16 protein-coding genes are annotated in these 14,307 nt (G+C 61.9%); 1 reads left to right on the top strand and 15 read right to left on the bottom strand.

The features are described from left to right. Positions 1–2: 2 nt before the first annotated feature. Positions 3–251, top strand: coding sequence for an Lrp/AsnC family transcriptional regulator (locus tag FVE67_RS07460; protein ID WP_168719986.1), 249 nt, complete (start codon positions 3–5; stop codon positions 249–251). Here the strand turns inward: FVE67_RS07460 and FVE67_RS07455 are convergent. From FVE67_RS07455 to FVE67_RS07385, 15 genes are read right to left on the bottom strand one after another with little or no spacing between them, the layout of a single operon-like run. Next, positions 229–1,443, bottom strand: coding sequence for a 3-deoxy-D-manno-octulosonic acid transferase (locus FVE67_RS07455; RefSeq protein ID WP_168719985.1), 1,215 nt, complete (start codon positions 1,441–1,443; stop codon positions 229–231). The two genes, FVE67_RS07460 and FVE67_RS07455, sit on opposite strands and share 23 nt — an antisense overlap. Further along, a complete protein-coding gene (rlmB, locus tag FVE67_RS07450) occupies positions 1,418–2,170 on the bottom strand; it encodes a 23S rRNA (guanosine(2251)-2'-O)-methyltransferase RlmB (RefSeq protein ID WP_168719984.1) in 753 nt (250 codons plus the stop codon). Before rlmB ends, FVE67_RS07455 begins: the two co-directional genes overlap by 26 nt. Next, positions 2,158–2,742, bottom strand: a complete 585-nt coding sequence (gene gmk / locus FVE67_RS07445; RefSeq protein WP_168719983.1) for a guanylate kinase — start codon at positions 2,740–2,742, stop codon at positions 2,158–2,160. The genes rlmB and gmk overlap by 13 nt, the downstream gene beginning before the upstream one ends. Before the next feature lie 5 nt (positions 2,743–2,747). Then, positions 2,748–3,083, bottom strand: a complete 336-nt coding sequence (locus FVE67_RS07440) for a DUF370 domain-containing protein (protein ID WP_168719982.1) — start codon at positions 3,081–3,083, stop codon at positions 2,748–2,750. A gap of 59 nt (positions 3,084–3,142) precedes the next feature. Next, a complete protein-coding gene (gene pssA, locus FVE67_RS07435) occupies positions 3,143–3,883 on the bottom strand; it encodes a CDP-diacylglycerol--serine O-phosphatidyltransferase (RefSeq protein ID WP_246167869.1) in 741 nt (246 codons plus the stop codon). Further along, on the bottom strand, positions 3,880–4,524 hold the full coding sequence (locus tag FVE67_RS07430) for a phosphatidylserine decarboxylase (protein ID WP_168719981.1): 645 nt from the start codon (positions 4,522–4,524) through the stop codon (positions 3,880–3,882). Before FVE67_RS07430 ends, pssA begins: the two co-directional genes overlap by 4 nt. Further along, the gene (locus FVE67_RS09270; RefSeq protein ID WP_210534582.1) at positions 4,508–5,014 is read right to left on the bottom strand and encodes a putative metalloprotease CJM1_0395 family protein; all 507 of its coding nucleotides are present in this window, start codon (positions 5,012–5,014) and stop codon (positions 4,508–4,510) included. The genes FVE67_RS07430 and FVE67_RS09270 overlap by 17 nt, the downstream gene beginning before the upstream one ends. A 1-nt stretch (position 5,015) precedes the next feature. Beyond that, positions 5,016–6,899: an ASKHA domain-containing protein gene (locus tag FVE67_RS07420; RefSeq protein WP_168719980.1), complete on the bottom strand. Its 1,884-nt coding sequence runs from the start codon at positions 6,897–6,899 to the stop codon at positions 5,016–5,018. Further along, positions 6,887–7,918, bottom strand: coding sequence for a tRNA 2-thiouridine(34) synthase MnmA (mnmA, locus tag FVE67_RS07415; RefSeq protein ID WP_168719979.1), 1,032 nt, complete (start codon positions 7,916–7,918; stop codon positions 6,887–6,889). The genes FVE67_RS07420 and mnmA overlap by 13 nt, the downstream gene beginning before the upstream one ends. Continuing rightward, positions 7,915–8,337, bottom strand: a complete 423-nt coding sequence (locus tag FVE67_RS07410) for an NIL domain-containing protein (RefSeq protein ID WP_168719978.1) — start codon at positions 8,335–8,337, stop codon at positions 7,915–7,917. Before FVE67_RS07410 ends, mnmA begins: the two co-directional genes overlap by 4 nt. Continuing rightward, complete coding sequence (locus FVE67_RS07405) at positions 8,330–10,081, bottom strand: YcaO-like family protein (protein WP_168719977.1); 1,752 nt, start codon at positions 10,079–10,081, stop codon at positions 8,330–8,332. The genes FVE67_RS07410 and FVE67_RS07405 overlap by 8 nt, the downstream gene beginning before the upstream one ends. Before the next feature lie 53 nt (positions 10,082–10,134). Next, a complete protein-coding gene (miaA, locus tag FVE67_RS07400; protein WP_168719976.1) occupies positions 10,135–11,079 on the bottom strand; it encodes a tRNA (adenosine(37)-N6)-dimethylallyltransferase MiaA in 945 nt (314 codons plus the stop codon). Continuing rightward, positions 11,048–12,694 carry a DNA mismatch repair endonuclease MutL gene (mutL, locus tag FVE67_RS07395; protein ID WP_168719975.1) on the bottom strand — a complete coding sequence of 549 codons (1,647 nt, stop codon included), beginning with the start codon at positions 12,692–12,694 and terminating at the stop codon, positions 11,048–11,050. The genes miaA and mutL overlap by 32 nt, the downstream gene beginning before the upstream one ends. A 3-nt stretch (positions 12,695–12,697) precedes the next feature. Next, on the bottom strand, positions 12,698–13,726 hold the full coding sequence (locus tag FVE67_RS07390) for a PIN/TRAM domain-containing protein (protein WP_168719974.1): 1,029 nt from the start codon (positions 13,724–13,726) through the stop codon (positions 12,698–12,700). 8 nt (positions 13,727–13,734) lie between these two features. Beyond that, positions 13,735–14,214: a CarD family transcriptional regulator gene (locus FVE67_RS07385; protein WP_168719973.1), complete on the bottom strand. Its 480-nt coding sequence runs from the start codon at positions 14,212–14,214 to the stop codon at positions 13,735–13,737. Between the last annotated feature and the right edge of the window lie 93 nt (positions 14,215–14,307).

Genomic DNA, 14,307 nt, shown 5'->3' with positions numbered 1-14,307 from the left:
ACATGCCCTTAAGAGCCTATATCCTCATCAATACCCAGATCGGCAAGACCGCCGAGGTAGCCAAGACTCTTTCGGAGATGCCCGAAGTCAAAAAACTGGACATCATCATGGGACCTTATGATATCATCACCGAGGTAGAAACCGAGGACCACGACACCCTCTCCGAGGTAGTCCTGCGCAAACTCCAGAGCATCCCTTATATTCAGCACACCATGACCTGCCCCGTGGTCAAGATGGGTGAGACCCATTGAGGATCCGGAGAATTCGAGCGGCGTAGCGCTCCGAGGCCCCGAGAAGCGCTGAAAGACTTTTCTGCAGAGCTTCTCGGGCCTCACGGCGGGTCCCCTCTTCATCCAGCCACTGGCGAAGAAGAGAAAGGGCTTCGGCACTGGTCTGAACCATTCGAACTCCGGCCCCGGAAAGTCGTCGGACTTCTTCCCGGAAGTTCTCCATGTGGGGACCGAAGAGGGTCGGGACCCCCCAGACCGCTGGCTCCACCGGATTCTGCCCCCCCTTGGGGACAAAACTCCCCCCCACCACCGCCGCGGTGGCCAGACCATAGAGTCCAAAAAGAGGGCCTATTTCATCTACCAGAACGATACGCGCGGGCCGATGGCGGCTAAAAAACTCCAGGGATAGCCCAAGATCCTCGAGGGCTTTTTTAAAAGAGGAAACCCTTTCAAGGTGCCGGGGGGCCACCACAAAGCGCACCTCTTCTCGAGCGGCCAGCTGGCGCACCACCTCCCGCACTAAAGATTCTTCTCCCCCGCGCATGCTCCCGAAGACCACCACCTTTTCTCCTTCCCGGAGCCTCAGCCGTGCCGAAAGCCCCTCAAGATCCACCCGTTCCTTTTCCGCTACCAGAAGGTCGTACTTGGCGTTTCCCACCACCTCCACCCGTTCTGGAGGGGCTCCCAGGGCCAGAAAGCGCTCCCGATCCAGAGGGGAAATCGCTCCCACAAAGGTCAGCCTTTCAAGAAGAGGCCGAAAGAGCCTTCGTAGGGCCAAATAGCGGGGAAAACTCCGATCCGAAAGACGGCCGTTGACTACACAGACCGGGATCTCTCGCCGCAGGGCCTCGGCCAGAAGATTGGGCCAGAGTTCGGTTTCCAGAAGGACCAGCACTCGGGGTCTCAGGATCTCCAGAGTCCGGACCACGGTTCGGGGACCATCCCAGGGAGCCGAAAAGACCTGGGCAGGAAGATTTCGCCGCTGGGCCAGCCTGCGGGCGCTTTCTGTCTGAAGGGTCAAGGCCACCCGTGGAGAAGCTCCCCGGGAGGCCAGGGCCGCAAGTAGGGCCTCCGCCACCCGTAATTCCCCCACGGAGGCCGCATGCATCCAGAGGTCCACCGGGCCGGCTTCCGGAGGCCGGAAACGCCCCGGAAAGAAGGGTCGCAATAGTCTTTCGGCCAGAAAACTAGCCAGACGATAAGCCCGATACATGGCGCTGACGAAAGACCTCGTAAAGGGCCAGGGCTCCGGCCACCGCGGCGTTCAGAGATTCTACCCGCCCCGAAAGGGGAATGGAAAGGAGCCCGTCGCAGGCCTCCCGCACCCCGGCCCTCAGGCCCCGGCCCTCACTGCCCACCACCAGACCTAAAGGTCCGGAAAGATCCGCCTCAAAAAGGGGGCGTTCGGCCCGGGCCTCCAGCCCCAGGACCCGAAAGCCCGCCTCCCGAAGCCTCAGAATGGCCCGCCGGAGGTTGGTCACCCGGGCCACGGGAAGATGAAAGACCGCCCCGGCCGAGGCCTTGACCACCGTGGGGGTCACCCCGCAGGCCCGGTGCCGGGGAAGGACCACCCCCTTGGCCCCCAGGGCCTCCGCGCTCCGGATGAGGGAACCCACGTTCTGGGGATCGGTAAGCTCATCCAGAAAAAGCACCACGGGCTCCTTCTCGGAAGAGAGCCTTTCCAGGAGGGATTCCAGATCCAGATATTCAAACTCCCGGATATAGGCCACCACCCCCTGAGTGGAGGCCTCCCTGGGGACTTTAGGGGGCGCAAACCGCTTCACCACCCGCACCGGGATCTCGAGTTTTCGGGCCAGCTCCAGGACCCGGGCCCGCCTTCCCCGCAAGCCCTCGGCGGCTATCCAGATCTCCTCCACCCGATCGGGCTGGCTTCGGAGGAGTTCCAAAACGGGGTTAATCCCCCAGACTACCTCGGCCATAAAGGAAGCCGCGGGGGGCGACACCTCTCGGCCCGCACGATGGCCACTAGATCCCCAAAGGCCCGCTCCACCTCGTCGTTCACCACCACATAGTCAAACCAGGGGGCAAAGGTCATCTCCTCCCGGGCGCGGGCCAGCCTTCTTTGCAACACCTCCTCGGTCTCCGTACCCCGGGCCCGCAAGCGCCTTTCGAGTTCGGAAAGCGAAGGCGGGGCCACAAAGACAAAAACCGCCTCCGGAAAAAACCGGCGCAAACTGGAGGCCCCCTGGACGTCAATGTCCAGGAGGAGATCTTCCCCCCGGGCCAGAGCCTCCTCCACCTCCGCCCGAGAGGTCCCGTAAAGATGCCCGTGGACCTCGGCCCACTCCACGAATTCTCCCCGGGAGACCATGGACTCAAATTCTTCCCGGGAGACGAAATAATAATCCCGTCCTTCCTCCTCTCCGGGCCGAGGCGGACGGGTGGTGTGAGAGACGGAAAACCGAAAGCCCAGCCTCTCTATTAAAAGACGACAAAGAGTAGTCTTCCCCGCCCCGGAGGGCGCGGAGACCACCAGAAGCAGGGCCCGCATCTAGGCTAAGCGGCCTTCCCGCGGCGTTTGGAGGGGGCCTTTTCCTTCTCTTCTACTTTCTGGGTCTCGGCACACTCCTCGTGCATTTTGAGGAGATCGGACATCATGCGCTGGGCGATGGTCTCGGCCTGGATGGCCGAAAGGATCACGTGGTTAGAGTCGGTGATGATGATGGAACGGGTCCGACGGCCCTGGGTGGCATCAATGAGGCGCTTGGATTCCTTGGCCTCCTCCCGCAACCTTTTCATGGGAGCCGAGTTGGGATTGACAATGGCCACCACCCGCTCGGCCACCACGGAATTTCCAAACCCAATGTTGAGCAGACGGCATTTACAACTCATGAGCTTCTCCTCCCTTTCTCATTTTGGCGTTTTCTTTTTAATCCTTCTTTTTGTCCCTGTCAAATCTCCTCCGGGGACTCCTGAGGCTTGGTCCGCAAGCGAAAGCCCGCCGGGCGCAGACGCAAAAGGAGTTCCTTAAGGGGAAAGAGAAGGGCATAGCCCAGAAAGAGGATAAAAAGGGTCACCTGAGGTTCGGCCGCCACCACGGCAAAGGCCAAGATGAGACCCGGGAGGAGATAGGTGAGTTGGGTTTCCCGAAAGCGCAGGACCTTGAAACTGGGATAGGGAAAGGGAGAGATCATAAGAAAGGAGACCGCATAGATCATAAGGACCAGGGCCGCATGTTTGACCGGAAATTCCGCCCCTACATGTTTCAAAAAGATCACCGTGGAGGCCACCAGCCCCGCCGCTGCCGGACTGGGAAGCCCCTTAAAATAGGCCGAAGGCCCGGGCTCCTCCACGTTAAAGCGGGCCAGGCGGAGGGCCGTACAGGCTACATAGACAAAGGCCGCAAGCCACCCGTAACGTCCGTAGGTCTTGAGAGCGAATTCATAGGCCAGGATCCCCGGGGCCACCCCGAAAGAGACCATGTCGCACAGGGAGTCGTATTCCATCCCGAAGCGGCTTGTGGAGCGGGTGAGGCGAGCCAGGCGCCCGTCAAGCACGTCGCAGATCATAGCTGCAAGCACCGCCCAAGAGGCCACGGCAATCTTTCCAGAAAGGGCGGAAACCAGGGCAAAAAATCCGGCAAAAAGGTTACCCGTGGTGAAGATATGCGGCAAAAGGGCGATCTTTCTCACCGGCCTCTCCAGGGGAGAAGGGCCAGGGGGCTTTCCCCGGCCCGCACCCGATGTCCCTCCCGCACCAGGAGGCGGGTCCCCTCGGCCGGGAAAAAGAGTTCCACCCGGGAGCCCAGCTTGATCATCCCCAGCCGATCCCCAGCCAGGACCTCGTCTCCCGGACGCAGAAAACTCACCGTGCGCCGGGCCAGGGCCCCGGCCACCTGGACCACCAGCACCGGAACCCCGTCGTCCCTTTCCAGAAGAAAGTACCGCTTTTCGTTTCCCGAAAAGGCCTCCTCCCAGAGGGCCGGAAGCTTCCCCCCTTTCTGCCACCGGATATGCCTTACCCTCCCGGATACCGGGGAACGATTCACATGAACATCGTGAAGTCGCATGAAGATCCCCACCCGATAGACCGGACCGGGAAACTCCTCAAACTCGGTCAAGTAACGCACCAGGGCCACCTTTCCGTCGGCCGGGGAGACCAGGAGCTCGCGATCCCAGACCGGCTCTCGCGGAGGGTCCCGAAAGAACCAGGCGGAAAGCCCGGAAAGGACCCCCAAGAGCCCGGCCTCCCGTCTTCTTCCGGAAAGGGCCGCCGCCCCTCCCGCCAAGGCCGGAAGCAACACCCAGGGCCAGCCCTCACGCACGATACGCATGTCCTTCCTCCATCCTCTCTCGGGCCACCTCCAGCCGGGCCTGCATGGCCATCATCTGGGCCCGCAGGGCCACCCGCAGATCCTGGGGCGAGGGATTGAGGGGGGCCAGGGCGGCCCGGATGATGCGTTCGGCCTTGCGCAGGGTGGCCTCCGGATCCCCGGGCACCCCAGAGGTATCGATGACCACGTCTCCCCCCACGGCATAGAGTCTCCCGTCCGGCCCCCGCCGGTAAACATAGTGCGGCCCGGAAATAACCAGTTCCCCTCCGGCCGCCAGATGGGCCCGCTCGTGGGCCCGAACCATCTGATCGATCCTCCGCAGCTGGGCGATCTCCAGAAGGGCTCTTAAATCGAGATCCCCTTCGGAGGGGGCCTGGGGGAGAGCCCCTCCCCTTGGTCCCTGCTCCGGTCCGGCCTTCGGGCGCCCCTTCTCCGGCCCCGTAAGCCTTCCAGAGACTATCCAGGATCTGGCCGGGGCCTCTACCCGCACCTCAGTCCTCCAGTTTCTCCTTTACCGAAGGGAAGAGCTCAATATTGGTATGAGGCAAAAAGAGGGCCGACATGTAGTAATCCATGTATCCCGGGTGGGCCGAGAGCTCGAAGTGGGTCATCATCCGGGCCACCTCCGCGGCCTTCTCCCGCATCTGGCGCGAGAGGGCCATGAGTCGCGCCCCCAAGAGACTGCTGTTTCCTACAAAGAAAAATCTATCTCTCGGAAGATCCGGAAGCAAGCCTATGGTGATGGCCTGCTCCAGGTCGAGATAACTTCCGAAGTTTCCGGCGAGAATCACCCGTTCCACAGCCTCCACGGAAAGGCCCACGGACTCCAGGAGGGTCTGGTAGCCGGCAAACATGGCCCCCTTGGCCCGGATGAGGTTGTCGATATCGGCCTCGGTAAAGACGATGTCCTCTCCGGTGGCCGAATCCTCGGCCCAGACCAGGACATACTCCCAGCCGTCCCGGCCTTCACGCACCCGGGGATGATCCAGGTCTCGCCGAAATTTCCCCGAGCGATCGATGAGCCCGGTGAGAAAGAGCTGGGAGAGAAGGGCGATGATCCCCGAGCCGCAGAGGCCCTTGGGCTTACGGCCCCCGATGGTAAGGATCATGGGCTCATAGGTCTCCGTATCCAGGTGCACGGCTTCAATGGCCCCTACGGTGGCCCGCATCCCGTGTTTGATCCCTCCGCCTTCGAAGGCCGGTCCGGCGGAACAGGCCGCACAGGCCAAAAAGTCCCGGTTGCCCACCACGATCTCCCCGTTGGTTCCTATGTCGATGAAGAGGGTAAGAGGGTCCTCTTCGAAAAAGCCGGTGGCCACCACCCCGGAGACGATGTCTCCCCCTACGTAGCTGGCCACACAGGGAGAGAACTCGGCCACCGCCCCCTCCGCCGTGGGGAGCCCCAACTCCCGGGCCGGAACCGGCGGAAAGAAGGCCGCCACCGGCACGTAAGGCGTCTCCCGCAAAAACCGGGGTTCCAGGGCCAGAAAGAGATGGGTCATGACGGTATTTCCGGAAAGGACCACCAGATCGATTTCCTCCGTCTCCCGGCCGGTCTTCTGGCCTAACTCTTCTATAAGGCCGGCCACCCGCTCCCGGACTTTCTGGGCCAGGGTCTTGAGGCCTCCCTCCCTGCGGGCGAACTCGATCCGACTGATGACGTCCTCCCCGTAACTTATCTGGGGGTTGTAGTCCGAGGTCTCGGCCAGGACCTCTCCGCTTGAAAGATCCACCAGTTCCGCACAGAGGGTGGTGGTCCCCACATCCACGGCTACGGCCAGAGACTCCGTAGCCTTTCCGGGGTGCACCCTTTGAACCACCGGGGCCGACCTTTCGGGATGGTCATAGAGGGTGACCGTGACCCGAAAGTTTTCCTGGCGCAGCCGATAGGGAAGTTCCGAAAGGAGAGACCATTCCACCTCAGGCTCCTGGCCCAGGACCTCTTTGAGCCCCCGTTTAAGACGCCTGAGATCCGGGAGATTGTCGGAAAGATCCGGCGGCGGGAGTTCCAGATAATGACGCTTTACCGAGGGCTCAAAAGGAATCTCGCGGGCCCGGGCCTCGGCCGCCAGCCAGGCCGTGGCCCGCCGCTTGGGGGCCCGCAGGAGGGCCCGGCGGTCGAGATGGCTTTCCACCGGGACCCGTACTACCAGATCCGTCTCCGGCACCAGGGTGCAGGCCTTATATCCCCCTTCGGGAAGGCTTTCCCCCCGGGCTCGGCCTTCCTCCACAAAGACCCGACACTTGTTACAAACCCCGGCCCCTCCACAAGAGGCGTTAATATGCACCCCGGCCCGCATGGCCGCATGGAGAACGGTTTCCCCGTCCAGGGTTTCGATCTCTACCTCAAAGGGTAGGAATCTCACTCGGGCCATGGCTCCTCCTCCGGCAGGATTTCTCCCCCACCCAGAACCAGATCCTCCCGGTAAAAGACGGCAAACTGCCCCGGGGTCACCGCCCGTTGGGGTCTTTCAAATACTACCCGAAAGATCCCTCCTCCCAAAGGCTCCACCCGGGCCGGGGCCTCCTGGTGCCGATAACGGAGGCGTACCGCGGCCTCAAAGGGGCGGTCCGGGTCCAGGGGATAAATGAAATTGACTCCTCCCACCCGCAGGGTGCGCCGCAGGAGGTGCCGCTTTTCCCCCACGATCACCCGGTTGTGTTTGGGGTCCAGGGCCACCACATAATAGGGCTTTCCCAGCCGCAGACCAAGCCCCCTCCTCTGCCCTACGGTATAAGCAAAAAGCCCCCGATGGCGTCCCACTACCCGTCCGTCCACGGTGACCATTTCCCCTTCCGGGGTCTCAAACCCTCGGAAAAGCTCCCGATAATCTCCCTTGATGAAACAGACCTCCTGGCTCTCCGGGGCGGTGAGGTTGAAAAATCCCAGGCGCACGGCCTCCCGGATGACCTCTTCCTTGAGAAAATCCCCTAACGGGAAAAGGACCCGGGAGAGGGCCTCCTGAGAGAGTTGATGCAGGAAATAGCTCTGGTCCTTGCGGGTATCCCGCCCCTTGTAAAGGAGGTAGCGGCCGGTTTCCGGATCGTAGCGCACCCGGGCATAATGGCCGGTGGCCAGTTTTTCGGCCCCTAGACGGCGAACGGCCTCCAGAAGGAGCCCAAACTTTATCTCCCGGTTGCAGATTACGCAGGGGTTGGGGGTGAGGCCCCGGAGATAGGCCTCGCGGAAATAGCGGATGACCCGCTCCTCGAAGGCCTCCCGGAGGTCCAGCACCTCCAGGGGAAGGCCCAAGGCCTCGGCCAGCCGACGGGGTCTTTCAGAGGTATCTTCCGGAAGAAAGCGGGCGTGGACCAGAAGGACGGGGTGTTTACGGGAGAGTCGCCAGGCCGCATAGGCGCTGTCCACCCCCCCGGAGAGGGCCACGGCGATCATAGGGCTTCGCGCTCAAGGCGCACCTCCATGGCCCGGACCACACAGGCGGTCACACAGAGTTCACAGGCGCTACAGCGATCGGGGTCAAAGATTACCTCCATGGTCTCACGGTTGACCGAAAGGGCCCCGGTGGGACAGACGGCCGTACAGGAGCCGCAATGGATGCAGAGGTCCTCCCGGCGGCGAATTTCCTGCCCGATGGGCTTGACCTCCACCCCCAGATCCCGCAGATACTGGAGGCCCCGGGAGACGTTTTTGGGATGCCCGGAAAGTTCCATGACCATAATGCCCTCTTTTCCGGGCAGGATGGTGGCCTTGAGGATATTGAAGGAGAGGTCGAAGTCCTTGACCAGCCGCCAGACAATGGGCTGATCCACCACTTCGGCCGGGAAACGGAGCACCAGACCCCTCTTAAACATGGCTCTCCTCCTTGCGGACAGCCTCTTCGCACCACCTTAAACCCTCTCGGGCCATCTGCAAAGTGGGATCGAGAGCCAGGGCGTTTTCGAAAAAGCCCCGGGCCTCCTCCGGAAGGCCCATCTCCTTGAGACACCAGCCGATATTGGCTAGGTCCACCACCGAGGCCGGGTTGAGTTCCACGGCCCGGAAAAAGGCGGTAAGGGCCTCCTCGTATTCTCCTAGACGGAACCGGGCCCGGCCCACCAGGTTCCAGAGTTCGGGAAACTCCTCCCAGGAAAGCCCCTCTTCGGCAGCCCGGAGGGCCTCGGAAGGTTTCCCGGCCCGGAGAAGGGCCTCGGCCAGGTGGGCATAAACCGCCGGACGGTCCGCCGGCTCCGGGGAGAGCTCCAGGGCCCGTCGGAGCGCGGAGACCGCCCCCTCCCCTTCTCCCTCCTCGGAAAGGAGGCCTCCCAGATAGGCCCAGGTGTAATAGCGGGGCGGGGCTTCCTCCACCATGCGTCGCAGAAGGGGAAGGGCCCTCTCCCGCGGGAGATAAAGGGCCACCACCCGGGCCAGGTGATAGAGAGGGGAGATCCGGGTCCTTTCCCGGAAAAGGGCCCCGGGGATCACCGCGTAGACCGCGGGAAGTTCCAGCCGGGGGTGGGCGATATCCACCAGGTAGAGATGATAGCCCCGCTCACGAAGTTCGGAGGCCAGGCGAGCCAGCTCTTCCCGGTGGTCCGGGGCGGAAATATCCGGAAGCTCGGAGAGATCCATCTCCCCGGCCTTCTCCACCACATAGGAGGCCTCGGTGAGATCTCCAAACTTGGGAAGGGCACTTTCCAGGTACTTGCCCTCGGTATCAAAATCTCCGGCGAGCTGGGCGATCTCCGTGAGGGTGCGAATTAAAGCCCGCTCCGGAGTGGTTCCGGTACCGGAGGCATAGACGATCTCGCTGCGGTGGGGATAGGTGGAAGGATCCAGGGCCATGGCCGCCACCGTGGGAGCAGGCATCCCGTAGGTCATGTCCCGGATCCAGAGACGGATGCCCAAGCGCTCGAAACAGCGGCAGAGCCGGTCTCCCTCCCCGGCAATGGACTCCCTGCGGATCTCGGGCATGGGAGTTCTCAGGCGGTGGGAAAGGGCGGAAACGTGGCGTTCGATGAGTTCACAGGTGGCCTGGACCGCGGCCTCGGAATAGGTGTTTCCCGCGGCCGAGCCGTTATACTCGTAGAGGATCCAGAACCAAAAGAAGGGAAGGGCCCGGCGTCGCCCCTCGGCTACCGCAAGAGCCGGCGTAAACTGAAAGGGGACCTCCGGAAGAAGCCGCTCCACATAGGCCCGGCCCCGCATATCCCCTTCAGGATCGTCAAGGGACTCGAGGAGCTCGGCCGGACTCAGGGCCTCAGGCACCTGAGAGAGCGGCCGCAGGGGCTCGGCCTGCATCTTTTTTACGTAAGAAAAGAGGGAAAAACGCTCCACCAGTTCCATCAGGGCACTGGCCCGGGAAAGGATATCCGTGGCCCCCTTTCCCATCTGTTTGTAGTTCCCGGTGACCAGCTGGCCTTCCACGTCGTAAAGACTGATATAAACCGGAATTCCCAGACGCCCCTTGTCTATGCGCTTAAGCTCCCGGAAGACCTTAAGACCCGAGGCGGAAAGGCGCTCCTCCACCCAGGCGATAGTCTCCTCCGGATCCCGGCACTTGTCGGCGATTTTTTTGGGCGAAGGCTCTTCCCAGAGCCGGGATAGATACTGCCCCATCACATCCTCCTCCTAAAAATTCAAGAAAAAGCATACCTAAGGGAGGCGGGACTTCAAGAGGAAAGAAATTTTTCCACCAGACGAAAAATTTTTTCTTTTTCCTGGGGTTGAAACCAGTGGACCTCGGGGTCGGCCCGGAACCAGGTAAGCTGCCGCTTGGCGTAACGCCGGGTGTCCCTTTTCATGAGGCGCACGGCCTCCTCCCAGGGGAGTTTTCCGGTAAGATAGGCGATCATGTGCCGGTAGCCTATGGACTGAAGGGGTTTTAGCTCCGGAGAGAGGCCTCGGGAAAGAAGGCCGCGCACCTCCTCAAGCAGCCCCCGGGAGAGCATCTCCTCCACCCGGGCCTCCAGGCGCCGGTAGAGTTCCTCCCGGGGAAGGTAAAGGCCGATTTTTAAGGCCTGGAAACGGCTCTCCCGGAAGGCATGTTCCCGAGCCAGCGCGGAAAAGGGCCTCCCAGTGGCGTAAAAGACCTCCAGGGCCCGGAGCACCCGCACCCGATCGTGGGGATGAATGCGCCGGGCAGCCTCGGGATCCACCCGCGAAAGCTCGGCGTAAAGGGCGGAAAGGCCCGCTTTTTCCAGTCTTTGGCGCAGGGCCTCCCGGATCTCGCGGGGGACCTCCACCGGGAAAAGCCCGTGAAGGAGGGCCTTGAGGTAAAGGCCCGTGCCTCCGGCGAGCACCGGGAGTCTTCCCCGGGCCACGATCTCCCGGACAACCCTTTGGGCCTTTTCGGCGTAGGCCGCGGCGTTGAATTCCTCCCAGGGTTCGAGAAAATCAAAGAGGTGGTGGGGGACCCGGGAACGTTCCTCCGGCCCGGGCTTGGCGGTCCCAATGTCCAGTCCCCGGTAGACCTGCACCGAATCAAAATTGACCACCTCTCCGCCGAAGCGCTCGGCCAGCTCTATGGCCAGAGCGCTTTTGCCCACTCCGGTGGGCCCTACTACGGCCACCACCCGGGGCTTCTCACTTTCGGCCGAAACGGCGGTCGAGTTCATCCCGACTAAGGATAATCCATAGAGGGCGCCCGTGGGGACAGCGCTCCAGGCCTCGCCCCTTTACCGTGAGGAGAAGGCGGAGGGCCTCCTCCGGAGAAAGCCTCTCTCCAGCCCGGAGGGCCAGATGACAGGCCAGGCGGGCGGCCAACTCCTCCCGCAGTCTTTCCGGAGCCAGCCCCTCCTCCAGCACCTCCCGCAGGGCCTCCACCGCGGAAAGCCCCAGGCCCGCGGGCACCTTCTCCACCAGCACCTCCCGGGGCCCGGCCTCCCGCAGGGAAAAACCCAAGGCCGAAAGGTCTTCCTCAAGGGCCGCAAGTCTCTCCTGGGCCTCGGCCGAAAGCTCAAAGACCGCGGGAAAAAGAAGGGGTTCCGGGGCCTCGGAGCCGGAGAGAAGATCTTCATAAAGGATCCTTTCGTGGGCCGCATGGAAATCAAGGAGGAGGAGCCCCTCTTCCACCTCAAAAAGGAGATATTTTTCCCCCAGGGTCCCCAGATACCGGGGGCCGGGGGAGGGGACCTCCGAGAAAAAGAGCCTTCCTTCGGCCACCCGAGGTCTTTCCGCAGGCGGCCCGGAGGGAGGACCTGCGGAAAGGGGAAGATCTTCCTCCTCTGAGGGAGAATAGAACTTAAAGACCTGAGGCTTAAAGAGCCTTTCGGCCCAGCGCCGGAGGCGTCCGTAAAGTTCATGTTCATTGCGAAAGCGGACCTCCCATTTGGCGGGATGCACGTTCACGTCCACCAGGTGGGGCGGGAGGTAGAGGGCCAGGAGTCCGGCCGGGGCTCTTCCCGGGGGATAGACCCCGCGCAGGCCCTCCAAAAGGGCCGCCGCCAGGCCCCGGTCCCGCACCACGCGATCATTTACCAAAAAGTAAAGGTGCCTGGAGGTGGAGGGGGCCCTTTCGGGGGAAACCAGGAGAAACTCCGCCCGCAACTCTTTCTCCTCGAAAGTCTCCGCCCGCAAAGCCTCCTCCGGCACGGAAAGGATCCGGGAAAGAAGTCCTCGCCGGGAGCCCCCGGGAAAGAAAAAGAGGTCCCGGCCGGCCTGTCGCACGCGGAAGGAGGTCTGCGGACGGGCCAGAGCCGCAAGCCGCACCATCTCCACCACCCGAGAGGTCTCTGCCCGAGGACCCTTGAGAAAGGCTCGGCGGGCCGGAAGACGGGCAAAGAGATCTTCCACCACCACCGTGGTCCCGGTGGGAGCCCCACAGGGCCGAAAATCCTCTTCCTCTCCAAAGGCCACCCGGAGAAGCCAGCCTTCCTCTTGAGAAGGAGGACGGGAGACGAGGGTGAGTCTTGAGACCTGGGCCATGCTGTGGAGGGCCTCCCCTCGAAAGCCGTAAGTAGTGATCCGGGAAAGATCTTCCAGGGTGGAAATTTTACTGGTGGCGTGGGGTCGCCAGGAAAGCCGCAGGTCCTCGGGGCTCATTCCTTCTCCGTCGTCCACCACCTGGATCCTGCGGCGGCCCCCTTCCTCGAGTTCCACCCTCACCTGCCGGGCCCCGGCATCCAGGGCGTTTTCTACCAACTCCTTGACCACCGAGGCCGGGCGCTCCACCACCTCTCCCGCAGCAATGCGGGCACTGACTTCCTGGGGAAGGATACGAATGCGGGGCACAGATCAGGCCACCCGGGCCCGGGCCTTGGGCTGCGCAAAGACGATGCGTCCGGAAGGGGTCTGCAACAGACTGGTCACCACTACCTCCACCTCCTGGCCGATGAACTCTCGACCGCCTTCCACCACCACCATGGTCCCATCCGAAAGATAGCCCACCCCTTGATGCCGCTCCTTACCCTCCTTGATGATCTCCACCCGTAATTCCTCTCCGGGAGTGACCACCGGGCGCAGGGCCAGGGCTAATTCGTTGACATTTAAGACTTCCACTCCCTTGAGCCGGGCCACTTTATTGAGATTGTAGTCCGTAGTGATGAGCTTGGCCGAAAGCTCCCGGCAGAGCCTCACCAGCTTGGCATCGATGTCTCTGAGCCGCGGATAGTCCTGATCGATAAACCGCACCTCCACCTTGCCGGACTCCTGAATGCGACGCAAGTGGTCCAGCCCCCGGCGCCCCCTTTCCCGCCGGGCGTGCTCTCGACTGTCGGCCACCTGCTGGAGTTCCTGCAACACGAAATTGGGGATAATTAGCGGGCCCTCCACCCAACCGGTCTCACAGATATCGGCCAGGCGCCCGTCAATGATGGCGCTGGTGTCCACCACTTTGGGACACTCCCGCCGAGGAAATTTTTTGGAGACATAGGAGAAAGGATGGGTTAGCCCCTCTGGAAGGCGCAACTCCCGAAAGCGTCTTCCCCCGACCACCAGTCCCAGATAGCCCAACCCCAGGGCCAGCATGGTATAGAGAAAGGCCGTCCAGGGTCCCCGGGTAAAGACCTGGAAAAAAGAGGAGAGGAGTCGGGCCAGGGCCAAGCCGAGAAGTAACCCGATGGCCCCGCCTAGGATCTGGAGAAAAGGGAGCCTCCGGATGGCCCTTTCCAAAAGCAGGATAAGGAACCCCGCCAGGCCTCCTCCCAGAAAACCCAGCCAGGGCGAATAGACCCGACCTCCCTCAAAGGGGAAGTACCGCAGGACAAAAAAGCCCACAACGGCGGCCGAAAGGATCAAAAGGGCCGGTATCAGATACTTCCGCAAGATCTCCCTCAGCTAAGGGCCTTCCGGATCTTTTCCTCTACCTCTTCTTCTTTAAGACCTTCGGCCAGGGAAAGCTCCCGCACCAAGAGGCTGCGGGCCGTATCAAAAAGTTTGCGTTCTCCGTAAGAAAGGGGCTTGCTCTGGCGCACCAGGTGGAGATCCCGATAAACCCGGGCCACCTCAAAGATGGAACCACTCTTGATCTTTTCCATATATTCCCGGTAACGCCGATTCCAGGTCTGATGGTTAATGGAAACCTCTTTTTCGGAAAGGATCCGGTAAACCTCCTGGGCCTCCTCTCGGGAGATGACCTGTCTTAAGCCCACCCGCTCCGCACTGTCTTTGGGGACGAGGACCGTCATGTTGTTTTCGAGGATCCGCATCACGTAAAAGGTCCTCTCCTCCCCTCCGATGACCTTGTTTTCCACGGCCTCAATGACTCCCACGCCGTGGGCGGGATAAACCGCTACATCTCCAATGTTAAACATGGTCTCTCTCCCCCTTCCCAAAAATTCCGGCCCGGATTTCAAATAACATTTTTTAAAATTATACCCTAAATGGGCCGTCTTTTCAAAAGGGAT

This window comes from Thermosulfurimonas marina (genome assembly GCF_012317585.1).
GTDB classification, from domain to species: Bacteria; Desulfobacterota; Thermodesulfobacteria; order Thermodesulfobacteriales; family Thermodesulfobacteriaceae; genus Thermosulfurimonas_A; species Thermosulfurimonas_A marina.
Note: the sequence above shows the minus strand (reverse complement) of the source record. Positions and strands in the feature narration are given on the sequence as shown.

Excerpts from the sequence above, each read along its gene's own strand:
- FVE67_RS07405 (WP_168719977.1), bottom strand. The coding sequence starts at position 10,081 with ATGGGGCAGTATCTATCCCGGCTCTGGGAAGAGCCTTCGCCCAAAAAA.
- FVE67_RS07420 (WP_168719980.1), bottom strand. The coding sequence starts at position 6,899 with ATGGCCCGAGTGAGATTCCTACCCTTTGAGGTAGAGATCGAAACCCTG.
- mnmA (WP_168719979.1), bottom strand. The coding sequence starts at position 7,918 with ATGATCGCCGTGGCCCTCTCCGGGGGGGTGGACAGCGCCTATGCGGCC.
- gmk (WP_168719983.1), bottom strand. The coding sequence starts at position 2,742 with ATGCGGGCCCTGCTTCTGGTGGTCTCCGCGCCCTCCGGGGCGGGGAAG.
- FVE67_RS07430 (WP_168719981.1), bottom strand. The coding sequence starts at position 4,524 with ATGCGTATCGTGCGTGAGGGCTGGCCCTGGGTGTTGCTTCCGGCCTTG.
- FVE67_RS07410 (WP_168719978.1), bottom strand. The coding sequence starts at position 8,337 with ATGTTTAAGAGGGGTCTGGTGCTCCGTTTCCCGGCCGAAGTGGTGGAT.
- FVE67_RS07440 (WP_168719982.1), bottom strand. The coding sequence starts at position 3,083 with ATGAGTTGTAAATGCCGTCTGCTCAACATTGGGTTTGGAAATTCCGTG.
- FVE67_RS07460 (WP_168719986.1), top strand. The coding sequence starts at position 3 with ATGCCCTTAAGAGCCTATATCCTCATCAATACCCAGATCGGCAAGACC.
- FVE67_RS07455 (WP_168719985.1), bottom strand. The coding sequence starts at position 1,443 with ATGTATCGGGCTTATCGTCTGGCTAGTTTTCTGGCCGAAAGACTATTG.
- rlmB (WP_168719984.1), bottom strand. The coding sequence starts at position 2,170 with ATGGCCGAGGTAGTCTGGGGGATTAACCCCGTTTTGGAACTCCTCCGA.
- miaA (WP_168719976.1), bottom strand. The coding sequence starts at position 11,079 with ATGAACTCGACCGCCGTTTCGGCCGAAAGTGAGAAGCCCCGGGTGGTG.
- FVE67_RS07385 (WP_168719973.1), bottom strand. The coding sequence starts at position 14,214 with ATGTTTAACATTGGAGATGTAGCGGTTTATCCCGCCCACGGCGTGGGA.